Genomic DNA, 11125 nt, shown 5'->3' on the forward strand with positions numbered 1-11125 from the left:
CATGCCAACTGACCTCACAACGGTGGCCGTCAAATTCGCAGAATTAGCGGATTCGCCGTCCCGTTATCGCGGTTCGGTCGTTTGCCGCAACGCCGCTTCGATACGGCGCCGCGCAGCCTCGTCCTGGCCGTCGATACACTTGGCGTACACCTTGAGTAGGACGTTGACACTGTGCCCTGCCCACTCGGCAACCTGGGTCGCAGGAACGCCGGCGTTTAGCCAGAGCGACACGGCCGCATGCCGGAGGTGATATGGCACCTTCGCCAGCGGTGAGCGCTGCTGAGCCTCACTCAACGCGATAGCCCGAGCCTGACGCCATACGCGGCTGTAGGTCTCCTTCGACACCGGACCCCGCTGGTGCCAGCGTCGGTTGAACAGCCGACCGTCGGCTGCCGCGCCGTACTCGCCGATGTGGTGGCGGAGCAACCGGACCAGTTCAGGCGCCGCCGGAACAATACGCGTTGCGGTGATCGCGCGGTGCTTCAACGCGCGGTCTTCCATCACTTCGCCGCTGTCACTCCAGTCCTGGCCGGCTCGTTGCGTCGACCCCGCAAGATGCAGCGAGCCCCACCCGCCTTCTGGAAGTCGGCAGTCGTCGAGGCGCAGATGCAGGACCTCAGCCGGCCGAAGCGCCGCGAAGTACATGCAGCCGAAGAACGCCTTGAGACGCGGATCTTTCTGCGCCACGGCATCCAGGAGCGATCGGGCTTGTGCAGGGTTGACGACGACGCGCCGGTCTACTTCCTCATCGTTCTTGGGAGCGGACCACTGCACGAAATCCACAGGATGCGCATCCAGCCGGCGGAGTTCAACGGCGTGTCGGAGTGCGCCGTAGAAGACAGCTCGCTTCCGTGCCACCGTGTTCGGTGCCGCCGCCTTGCCGTCCGTCTTCAACGCCAACTGGTCCAACGCCTTTCGGACAAGTCCAGCGTCCGTCAACGCCGTGAGCTTGACCGTGTTCTTCCTCAACCAGTCAATGGCGCGGACGTGCTCGTCCGGCGGCGGGCCGGCGTCTCGCTGAGCCTTGTTGAACGCCCACCTGTACAGAGCGCGTCGGATCTCCGCGTCGGTCGGAGCGCCACGATCGGTCGATAGCAGCGCTGGTGTCACGGTTGCAAGGCTCTCGGCGATCGACTTGCGCTGCGTGGCTGCAGCGCGCGGCCACTTCATGTCCACGAATTCGATAGCGTGCTCGAACCACGAGCAAGCTCGTAGTTCCCGCGCCATCGGTTCGGGAAGTCCGCTTGGTTCATCGAACGCAACGCCTTCGCGCTGCGCGACGATGAGTCTGGACCGGAAGCTCTCCGCCAACGCTTGCGTCTGGAACGCCTTGCTGAACCGCTTGCCTGCGACCAGCCAGCGCAGTTGGTACGCGTCCTTTCTCTTCCCGGTCTTTCGGTCCTTCACTTCATAAGTGCCGATTGCCCAGATGCGCACGTCGTAGGTGCTCATGCTGCGGCGTCCTCCTCGTGGGCGGTGAGCCAGGCGTCAAGATCGGTGCGGCGAATGCGGAGACTGCCGTTGGGGTACTTGATCGTTCGGGGCGCCTTGCCGATGGCCTTCCAGCGGAAAAAGGTCGACTTCGGTACGTCCAGCTCGGCGAGCACCTGGGCGAGCGTGAGCAGCTCGCCGCCGCGCGTCTTGGGTAGCCGGGTGACGTTGGGCGTGTACATACGGCAGTCCTCCCCGTGGATGGTGCGGTGGTCAGCGATCGATCGATGCGGCAAGCGAGGGGCCTTTCGCCTTGGTCCGGTGGGCTGCCGAGGGGGGAAGACAGGTTGCGGGTGGCGGTCGAGGTGCCGCCGCGATATCCGCGGAATCCACGAAATGGCGGGTGGCGTAAGGGTTCTGCGGATTGCGCGGATTCTGCGGGCGGTTCATCGGATGGCCGCGCTGAGCGGGTGGACGGTGCTGGCCGGGCGGATCACGTCGGGGTGGACCAGCCAGGCGGGCGACGGTGGACGGCCTGCGCCGGCTCGCGCCGGGAGAGGTTCGGCGCGGATGTACCCGTGGGCGTGCAAGAGGTTGAGCGGCGGGTCGAGGTCGCCGGCCTTCGGGAAACGGCCTCGAGCGACGGCGCTGAACAGCTCGCGCCGGGTGAACCGGGCCGTGGCCGTGCGCTCCAGCCACGCCACGATGTGGCGGGCGTCCTCCACGGTCGGGTCGGTGCCCATGTCGTCAAACGCGGCCAGGGCGTGCTCGGCGAAGTAGCGTCCGATGGCGTCGGCTTGAGCAACGGTGTGGAACTCGATCGGCTTGTGTACGCCCGTGGCCGAGTGCTCGGCGAGGTGGAGCAGGCCGGCGATGCGGACAACGGCGCCGGTGTACTTGCTGCCCCAGTCGATGATGTGTGTCCATGCGCCGGTCGGTGCGAGTCGTGGTTCGACGTGCCACTCGATGCCCAGCACGGCGGCGTCGGCTTCGGCGGTCATCGGGATGACCGCGGGTTCTGGAAGCGCGGCGAGGTCGAGGACCAGGGCGCCGAGGTCGCGGGTGTAGGCGTGAGCTACCTCGGTCGGCACCGATCGGGCGCCCGGCGTGCGGCGACCGACCGTGTTCTCCGGCAGGGAGAACAGGATTCGGGCGAGTAGGCCCTTGCCGCGGAAGCCGGGCATGCGGGCGATGTCGCGAAGCACCTCGGGCTGTACTGCCAGGCCGAGGGTCAGCGCCGGGTTGTCGATGTGCTCGGCTGGGCGGGAGCGCCGGTCGACGCGCAGCATGTCACCGGCGTGGCCCTTGAGGAAGACCTCCAGGTTGGGCGTGCCGGAGTAGCGGCCGGCGAGGGTGGCGAAGATGCCGCCTTCCGGGGAGAGCACTGCGAGTCGGCCGCCTTGCTCGGCGAGCAGGGATGCGGCCTGTTCGCTGGTCACGTCGTCGGCGACGAGTTGCGGCGGCTTCGGGACGGCGATGGCGTCGGCGCTCATCGCGGCTGCGGTGGCTTCGGCCAGCAGCCGGTCGCGGGCGGCGGGGTCGGCGTTCGCGGCGACGTTGGCGGCCTTCTCGGCGGCCTTGCCCGCGACGCGCTGCGCCAGTTCGGCCTCGATGATGGCCGGGGCCATGCGTTCCTTGAGGGCCTTCTCGGCGTCGAGCAGGGGCCGAATGAGCGCGGCGAAGACGGCGGACTTGCGGGAGCCAGGCGGCAGGACGACGACGGTGAAAAGGTTGCAGGGCTCGCGCCAGCCGGACCGGATCTCGACCTCGGCTCGGCCGCCGGTCGCGGTCGAGAGCGCGGCGAGGGCGATGCAGCCAGCGGCGTCGACCGGGGTCTGAGTGAACTCCGCGACGGCGGACACCATGTCGCCGAGCCAGCCGGGTAGTACGTGGATCGGGAACGGCGGGGGCTGGTGCCGGGCGGTGAGCGGGATCGGTGCGGGCCAGGCTGGTTCGGCGTCGGTGAGCATTGCGCGGCCAGCGGCGAGCAGCTCGGCCGTGTCAGGCTCGGCGTCCGCGAGGTGGGTCAGGCGGCGGCCGAGGTCGACCACCGCGCGGCGACGCGCCCGGTCGGCCACGATGCTCGCGTAGTGGCCGGCGTTGGCCACGGTCGGGACGGCGGCGATGAGGGTGTGCAGGTAGCCGGCGCCGCCGACCTTGCCGAGGGTGCCAGCCTCGGCAAGGTGCGCGGCCACGGTCACCGGGTCGGTCGGCTGGCCGGCGTGGTGGAGGTCCACCAGCGCTTGCCACAGCTCGCCGTGCGCCGGGCGGTAGAAGTCGCTGGCCGCAAGGGTTTCGGCGAGCTTCGCCAGCACGGCCGGGTCGAGCAGGGCAGCGCCGAGCACTGCCTGTTCGGCGGCCTGGTCGTGTGGCGCGGTGCGGTCCACGGCGTTGGTCTCCTCTCTGCGGTGTCCGGTGTGGACGGTCAGGCGGCGCGGCGCGTCGGTGGCTGGCTGGCGTAGACGGCGCGGCTGAGCACGGTGTCGAGGTCGTTCGTCAGGGCCATGAGCTGGCGTCGGGCGGCCGGTTCGGTCGTCGCGAGCGCTACGGTGAGCCGGACCTCGGCGGACTCCCGGCCGTCCTCGGTGCGGACGCGGGTCAGGACGACGCGGCCGAGGCCGGGGGCGTCGAGGGTGATCGGCTGGGCGCGATGCTCGCCGAGGCCGCATCGGTGGCCGCGGGCGCACCAGTCGGGGTGCTGGTCGCGCCTCATCGGGTGCCCTGGCGGCGTTCGCTGCGGAGGTACTCGTAGATGCGCCGGCCGATGCGGACTCGGTGGCCGGTGCCGTCGCAGCGGGGGCAGAGGCGGTACATGCGGCGGGCGAAGGGGTTGCGGAGCTTGCCGGTGCCCTTGCAGCGGCGGCAGGCGCCGAACGGGAAGGCGGCGCAGGCCAGGATGTAGCACAGTGCGTAACCGGCGAGGCCGAGGCTAGCGAGCAGGGCGAGGGAGTCCACGAAACGCCTCCAGGGGGGCGGTTTGAGGGTGCAGAAGGCTGGCGCTGCTAGGTACTAGCGCGCTGATCAGGGCTGGGATTTGGTGCTAGTGGGGGTGCTAGGTCTAGCGGGGTCGGCCGCTAGACCTAGCGGCGATTTACGCGGCCTGGTCTCCTCGGCGGCGGTTACGCTCGGCTATCGCGTCGGCGAGCGTGGCGCGTTCTATGCCGCGCCGGTTGGCGCCTTTGCCGGTCGCCGGGTCGGTGCCCCATACCTGTGTGGTTGCGATGCCGTACGGCTTGAGCGCGGCGCCGAGCTGATCGCGTGTCAGCTCGCCGTAGACCTCGGGGCGTAGTGCGGCCAGGCGTTCGATGAGCGTCTCCATCCACACCTTCGGTTCGTCGGCGCGGATGACGCTCAGCGTGTCCTCCAGCAGCGTTTCGCGGCGTGCGGTGGGCTCGGCTGCCGGTCGGGTGGTCAGCGTGCCGGCGGCCTGGCGGGCGGCGTACGCCCGTTCGCAGACTCGTTCCACGCTCGGGCCGTCGAGGTAGAACGTCCGAACGATCTGGGCCTCATCGGCCGCGCCGACCAGGTACCCCACGCCCTTGTCCTTCTTGGCGAACATCGTGGCGCGGATGCCGTTGCGGTAGGCCGAGGTGCCCAGCACCATGTCGTTTTCGAGCTGGCCCATGACGCGCAGGCAGAAGCGGGTACCGACGTTGGCTGAAACGCCGGTCGGGAGGCTCTTGGCGTCGGGGCGCTGGGTGGCCTTGAGCAGGATGACGCCCAAGGCGCGACCGAGCTTGATGATCTTTTCGGCCAGCTCGCCGGCTTCCTTGCCGAACTCGGGGTGGGCGAACAGCTCCTGGCACTCGTCGAATGCCGCCACGAGCCAGTGCAGGCCCTTGATGCGGCGGGCCAGCTCGGGCGTGACCTTGTTGTCCGGGCATACGTCCTTGGGCAGCTTCTTGATGATCGCTGCGCGCTTCTGGCACTCCGCGCGCAGCTCGCGCAGCGCCATGAGGCCTGCCTCGGCGGTGTCGTCGTCGGCGCCTGAGGCGTACCGGCTGCACACCTTCATCAGCGGGTCGAGTCCGCCGGTGCCCTTGAACTCGTACGCCCACAGCTCGGCGTGCGGGTCGAGCGCAGCGACCAGCATCGGGAGTTGAATCGCGGCGGTCTTGCCGTAGCCGGGGATCGAGCCGATCAGGAGGTTGGTGTACGGCAGTTCCATGTGCACGATCCGGCCGCGCGGGTCGGTGCCGAACGGGAACGGCTTGGCCATGTCGACTGTGGACGCCCTGAGCAGGGGCCACGGCTGCTGACGACCGGCGGCCATCGGCTCATCGCCAACCCACAGCACCAGCCGTGACGGGCTCACGTCGGCGTTGCCTTCCGGCCAGACGCAGCCGAGCGGGCGGCCGAGGCCGGATGCGAGTTTGTCCCGCCGGTCCATGACCTCGCCGACCGTGACGCCAGGCGGTAGGTCGACATCGGCGCGCCAGCCGGGGCCGTCGCGGGTGATCGGTGCCGGGAAGCCGATCGCTTTCGGGTTGCGGGCCAGTGCCTGGTTGATGCCGGCGATGGACAGTACCGACAGTGCGCGGGTCACCACGTCGGAGGTGAGCGCGGCGACGCGCGGGGCGACCACGGCGGTGTCGAGCAGCGGTCGATCGGCCGGCGCGCCGACGACGCCGCAGATGATGACGCCAAGCGTCAGCGCGCACCAGTGCCACCATGCCGGGCTGACCGCGAGCAGGCTGGCGGCGATGATGAGCGCGGCGACCAGGAACAGGGTCACGATGCCGCGCCAGCGCACGCGCCGGTCGCGCTGGCGAGAGAGCTTCAGGTACGCCTCGGCGTCTTCGGTGCGCACGGTGGCCTGCCGGACAGCCTCGCCTTCGAGGTCGAGCAGCCAGCGGACGTACCCGCCGAGGATCTTCAGCAGACCGCGCGGTGCGCGGAGGGCGAGCTTGCCTGCGTACTTCGGCACGCGTACCGCGTGATAGGCGGCGACGTGCGCGGTGTGCCCAATCCCCCACCGGACCGTGTACACCAACTCGGCGCGGGATCGCAGCCACGACGGCACCACCGGGCGACGCTCGCCGCGCCGGACCGTTGCGGCGAGGCCGATCGGGCGCTGTGCCTCGGGCGAGTCCACGAGCGTCGGACCGTCCTGGTCGTCGGCGTCGGGGTGGAGCTGTACGACATCTGCCAGTTCTTGCTCGTGCCGTTGCCAGTCGAACGGCGAGCGTTCCGGGTTGTTGCTGGGCATGATGAGGCTTCCTCCACGTGAGGGGCCGGAGCGCGGCCGAGGTTCCTAGGCCAAGTGGCCGCGCTCCGGGCAGAGCTACAGGTCGTGTGCCGTGGCGTAGATGGCTGGTCGAGCGCGACGCTGCGCGGGGCCGGCGGGGCTCATGCGGCTTTGAGGTTCGGCGTCGACACGCTGTCGACAGCCTGTCGGCGGTGGCGCTTCACGGTGGCCTCGCTCAGGCCGAGCCGGGCGGCGATCGTGGCGTCGCTCGCCTTCGGGCTGCGCGCCACCGCGGCGGCGATGCGCTGGGCCGCGGACGGCTGGCGCTTCGGGGTCGTCTTGCGCGGCTCGGCCTTCACCTCGGCGACAGGTGCCGGGGCCGGCGGCTCGGCTTCTGGCGGTACAACTGCCGGCTCCTGAACCGGCTCGGGCTGTGGCTCCGATGCCGCCTCGGTGACTGGCTCCGTCCAGGGCTGGCGGCGGCCCGTGGCGATGAGTGCGCCGGTCGCCATGACCATCAGGCCGTCGACGGCCAGCGGGCCGATGAGCATGGTCAGGTCGTCCTCGCCGTAGAACTGGAGCAGGCCGGAGAGGTGGCGGTACGAGACGACGGCGGCGACCAGGGCGACCGGGAGCAGGCCAAGGAATCGCAGCGCGGTCCACGCCCGGCCGTTCGGCCAGATCACCCGGGCCAGGATCTCGACCGCGACGAAGACCGCGATTGGCCAGAACACCGCGCCGACCACAGCGCCGAAGTTCGGCGACCAGCCCTGCTCACTGCCGACGGGCGGGACGTACGAGTGGGCGACGTTCGCGGCGACCGAAACGGCGCCGCCGAGCAGGGCGCCGGTGTAGGCCCAGCCGCGGCCCTTCAGCTTCGGCTCGATCACGCCGCCACCGCCTCGGGCCAGACGCCGGCGGCGGCCAGCTTGAGCAACTCGCGCATGACGCGCGCCTCGGCGCGGCGCACGCGGTGCCAGTCGAGCACGGTCGGGCCGGGCTCGGCGACCAGGAGTCGAATCTCCGCGTCGACCAGTGCGATCTCGGCGTCGATCAGGTCGGACTCGCGCTCGATGGCTGCGAGTTCCGCGTCGGTAGGTTCGTCGGGGTACCTCACGCACACTCCTTCGACTTGCTGCACTTGGTTAGTCAAGTGCGCTGAGATGAAGGTAGATGCGCCTGGCTAGACAGGTCAATATGTATGACGCAAGTTTTCTAGTCTGGCTAGTCAGGCTGTAGGATGCGCCCATGCCCGATGAGCTGGATTACCTGGGAGAACTCGACCCCGACGAGTCCTCAGGCGCCGCCAACCAAATCGCTCGCCAACTACGCGCGGCGATCCTGACCGGACGGCTCAAGCCGGCCGAGAAGCTGCCCTCCCAGCCGGACCTCGCCAAGCACTACGGCGTTGCCCGCGAGACGGTGAAGCGCGCCCTCGACGTGCTGCGCGCGGAGCGGCTCATCGTGTCGCGGCAGGGCAGCGGCGTGTTCGTGCGCGCGCAGACCCAGCGGCCGGTCGAGCTACGGCCGCACCTGGAGGCCGCGTTCGAGCGCGAGGAAGTCACCATCGACTTCGCCGGCTTCCTCGGCGAGACCCTCCAGGGCGCGCTCGCCGAGGTGCTCGACCGGGTGCGCGCGGGCCAGCTGGCGCCGAAGCGGATCGCAATCCGGATCATGGTGTCCGACATGGGTGTGCCGATGGCCGTCCCCGCGCGCGCCGAAACCGGCGCCGACGACCCGATCGTGCGCGAGCGCATGGAGCGAATCTCCCACCGGTCGCTCGACACGATCGTGGACCAGGTCCACGAGCTCGGCGATCTCGGCCTGGTCGAGTCCGCCACCGTGGCGGTCCGGCTGCACTCGGCATCGCCGCTGTTCAAGCTGTACATCCTCAACAACAGCGAGGTGTTTTTCGGCTTCTACCCGGTGACCGAGCGGACCGTGGCGCACAAGGGTGAGCCGATGGCGATCTATGACCTGCTCGGCAAGGACGTGCCGCTGTTCAACTACCAGGTCAGCGAAGAAGACGCCTCGCACGGCACGCAGTTCGTCGGCGCATCAAAGCAGTGGTTCGACTCGGTGTGGAACAGCGTGGCCAGGGAGTACGAGGGATGAGCGACACCCTGCGCTCGCTGCTGGCCCGCAGCCGCGCCATCCTGCTCGACTTCGACGGCCCGGTGTGCAGCATCTTCAGCGGCTACCCGGCGCCACTGATCGCGGCTGAGCTGCTCAACCTGCTCGATGCGCGCGGCGTCGACCTTCCCGATGACGTCCGGTCCGAGACAGACCCGATGGAGGTGCTCCGGTGGTCGGCGACGCTCGGCAAGCCGGAGCTGCTGCGCGAGGTCGAGGACGGGCTGTGCCGCGCCGAGCTGCTCGCCGCGGAGACCGCGATCCCAGCGCCGTACGGGCGCGAGGTCATCGTGGCCGCGCGTGACGCTGGGCTGCCGGTCGCGATCGTCAGCAACAACTCGGCCGGCGCCATCGAGGCGTACCTGGCGACGCGCCGACTTGCCCACCACATCGCCTACGTTGCCGGCCGTGCCTACGCCCAACCCGAACGCATGAAACCCAACCCAGAGCCTCTCTGGCGCGCCGCTACCGCGCTCGACATCGAGCCGACCACGTGCGTGCTCATCGGAGACTCGCTGTTCGACATCGAGGGCGCCCAGGCGGCTGGCGTACCCGTCATCGCCTACGCCAACAAGCCACCCAAGATGCAACGCTTCACCGACGCGTCAGCCGACGTCGTGCTGACCAGCATGGGCGACATCGCTACGGCGCTGCTGACGCCGAGTGGAGGCCGATGACTGGCGCGGTGCCACGCCGCTGACAACGGGCGGAGCGTGCAGCTCTTGATCAACTCCTACGTCAACACTCCTCAGCGAAGATTGGTCCGGTAGTCGGCGTCGGCGTCCAGCAAACAAACCGGTCATAGAGTTCTGGTAGCGCGGCGACCCCGAGATCTTTGGACGCCTCAACGGCCCTCGCCGCCATCAGCACCGCCAGCGCATCAAGATTGTCCGCAAACTCGTCTGCAAGGTGGCGTCGCACCGAATCGCAGGGCCAAGGCCGCCCACACCGGACACACACCCACTCCGGCCGCGCCGGTGCGTGCCGATCATCGGGCTGCCCAAGCGTGGCGGCGAGTTGACGCGCGTGCGCGGACGCGCCAGCGGCAAGCCGCAGTGCTCCTCGAATTGCGTCTCCGGTCTGGCCGTGTTCGCTGCCCACCAGGTGCACCCGGCGCACATCGTCGGCAACGACCAGGACCAGGCCGCTGTAGTGCCGCTCGGTTCGAGTGACGACCGTACGAAGACGAAGGCCTATTAGGTCAGCCGGTGCGGTGTTTCTGTGTGGCGATGCCTGCGAGTGCATCCAACCTCCCCGATGTCGTCGCGGACCCGGGTCGACCCACACCACCGAGGGCGGACGTCCGAGCGTTCCAGCAGCTCACGTCCGATCCGGTGGTGACGATGTGGGTGACAGTGGCGACGTTCGCGTCGCTGCCATGCCCGCAAGCACAAGGCTATGTCTGTACGTACCTGTACGTCTAGAGACGTAGCTGAAGGAACGCTGATGTACCTACACATCTACGTTGCCGACATGGTCGATCCGGACGGCCCCACGCCCGTGTATGTGCAGATCGCCGACATCATCCAGCAGCGGATCGAGGCCGGCGAGCTACTACCGAACCGGCCGATCCCAAGCGAACTGGCGCTCCAGCAAGAGTTCGGCGTAGCTCGAGGCACCGCCCGCCGCGCCGTCGAACTCCTCCGCGACCGCGGTCTAGTCTTCACCGTGCCTCAACGCGGCACGTTCGTCGCCGATCGTCACGACTAGAGGCAACGACGGCCCACAAACGACCTATAGTGAATCAAGATCCGCCTGCTGTGCGCATCTTGACATTCGCCATATCGACGGCGCAGATGACGTCCTGTACATGGTTTGCGATGGTTTCTGGGCTCTCATGTGCCCAGAACCGAAGGACGAGCCAGCCGAGCTTCTCAAGATGAGCTGTTGTGTCGGTGTCACGCTGCCGGTTAGCAACTAGCTTCGCGCGCCACCACGCAGCGTTGCTCTTCGGCGCAGTGGCATGTACGGGGCAACCATGCCAAAAGCACCCATCAATGAAAACGGCAACCTTCCTGCCTGCGAAGCAGATGTCAATGCTTCTCCGGGGCAGCCCAGGTACCGGGACGTGGAGACGGTAACGAATGCCGCGTACATGTAACGCGTGCCGGGCAGCGACCTCAGGCGCGGTGTGGCTTCGAACCTGCTGCCTCATCCGTGTGCGAACCACTTCAGAGCTGGCAGGCGGTCGGGGCTCGCCCGAGATCCTCCGCGGCGTCCGCTCGTCGTCGGTCATGTATGGGAGGAGTGCTTGCCGTACTCATTGACCATACGGCCGATCATCCCAGAGCAATGGACCTGCTCGCCAGTCTGAGGAGCGGGCGACGCCTCCCCCAAGGCCACCCGGACTGCGCCGTTGCGTGGCTCGATGAC

General features: G+C 68.7%; 13 protein-coding genes. 4 read left to right on the forward strand and 9 right to left on the reverse strand.

Annotated features, from left to right (window positions below; genetic code table 11):
• Positions 1 to 63: 63 nt before the first annotated feature.
• From ACQPY0_RS56830 to ACQPY0_RS56865, 8 genes are all read right to left on the reverse strand, one after another.
• Positions 64 to 1452 (reverse strand): tyrosine-type recombinase/integrase, encoded by a 1389-nt coding sequence (locus tag ACQPY0_RS56830; protein ID WP_432981558.1) that lies wholly within the window; start codon positions 1450 to 1452, stop codon positions 64 to 66.
• Complete coding sequence (locus ACQPY0_RS56835) at positions 1449 to 1673, reverse strand: helix-turn-helix transcriptional regulator (RefSeq protein ID WP_432981561.1); 225 nt, start codon at positions 1671 to 1673, stop codon at positions 1449 to 1451. Before ACQPY0_RS56835 ends, ACQPY0_RS56830 begins: the two co-directional genes overlap by 4 nt.
• 204 nt (positions 1674 to 1877) lie before the next feature.
• Positions 1878 to 3818, reverse strand: a complete 1941-nt coding sequence (locus ACQPY0_RS56840) for a DUF3987 domain-containing protein (protein WP_432981564.1) — start codon at positions 3816 to 3818, stop codon at positions 1878 to 1880.
• A 38-nt stretch (positions 3819 to 3856) separates the two neighbouring features.
• Positions 3857 to 4144 (reverse strand): hypothetical protein, encoded by a 288-nt coding sequence (locus ACQPY0_RS56845; protein ID WP_432981567.1) that lies wholly within the window; start codon positions 4142 to 4144, stop codon positions 3857 to 3859.
• Complete coding sequence (locus ACQPY0_RS56850) at positions 4141 to 4386, reverse strand: hypothetical protein (RefSeq protein WP_432981570.1); 246 nt, start codon at positions 4384 to 4386, stop codon at positions 4141 to 4143. The genes ACQPY0_RS56845 and ACQPY0_RS56850 overlap by 4 nt, the downstream gene beginning before the upstream one ends.
• Positions 4387 to 4522: 136 nt before the next feature.
• Positions 4523 to 6640, reverse strand: a complete 2118-nt coding sequence (locus ACQPY0_RS56855; RefSeq protein ID WP_432981573.1) for a cell division protein FtsK — start codon at positions 6638 to 6640, stop codon at positions 4523 to 4525.
• 140 nt (positions 6641 to 6780) lie between these two features.
• Positions 6781 to 7509: a hypothetical protein gene (locus ACQPY0_RS56860; RefSeq protein ID WP_432981576.1), complete on the reverse strand. Its 729-nt coding sequence runs from the start codon at positions 7507 to 7509 to the stop codon at positions 6781 to 6783.
• On the reverse strand, positions 7506 to 7736 hold the full coding sequence (locus tag ACQPY0_RS56865) for a DUF6284 family protein (RefSeq protein WP_432981579.1): 231 nt from the start codon (positions 7734 to 7736) through the stop codon (positions 7506 to 7508). Before ACQPY0_RS56865 ends, ACQPY0_RS56860 begins: the two co-directional genes overlap by 4 nt.
• A gap of 131 nt (positions 7737 to 7867) precedes the next feature.
• On the opposite strand from ACQPY0_RS56865, the gene ACQPY0_RS56870 reads away from it, so the two are divergent.
• The 4 genes from ACQPY0_RS56870 (at position 7868) to ACQPY0_RS56885 (ending at position 10462) form a co-directional block, all read left to right on the forward strand.
• Positions 7868 to 8734 (forward strand): GntR family transcriptional regulator, encoded by an 867-nt coding sequence (locus tag ACQPY0_RS56870; RefSeq protein WP_432981582.1) that lies wholly within the window; start codon positions 7868 to 7870, stop codon positions 8732 to 8734.
• Positions 8731 to 9429, forward strand: a complete 699-nt coding sequence (locus ACQPY0_RS56875; protein WP_432981585.1) for an HAD family hydrolase — start codon at positions 8731 to 8733, stop codon at positions 9427 to 9429. The genes ACQPY0_RS56870 and ACQPY0_RS56875 overlap by 4 nt, the downstream gene beginning before the upstream one ends.
• A gap of 304 nt (positions 9430 to 9733) precedes the next feature.
• Complete coding sequence (locus ACQPY0_RS56880) at positions 9734 to 9952, forward strand: hypothetical protein (RefSeq protein ID WP_432981588.1); 219 nt, start codon at positions 9734 to 9736, stop codon at positions 9950 to 9952.
• 273 nt (positions 9953 to 10225) lie between these two features.
• Entirely contained in the window at positions 10226 to 10462 is a 237-nt protein-coding gene (locus tag ACQPY0_RS56885; protein ID WP_432981591.1) for a GntR family transcriptional regulator, read from the forward strand.
• Positions 10463 to 10496: 34 nt separating this feature from the next.
• On the opposite strand, the gene ACQPY0_RS56890 is transcribed toward ACQPY0_RS56885, so the two are convergent.
• The gene (locus ACQPY0_RS56890; RefSeq protein WP_432981594.1) at positions 10497 to 10988 is read right to left on the reverse strand and encodes a very short patch repair endonuclease; all 492 of its coding nucleotides are present in this window, start codon (positions 10986 to 10988) and stop codon (positions 10497 to 10499) included.
• Positions 10989 to 11125 lie beyond the last annotated feature (137 nt).

The organism is Dactylosporangium sp. CA-233914, assembly GCF_050942935.1.
Lineage (GTDB): Bacteria > Actinomycetota > Actinomycetes > Mycobacteriales > Micromonosporaceae > Dactylosporangium.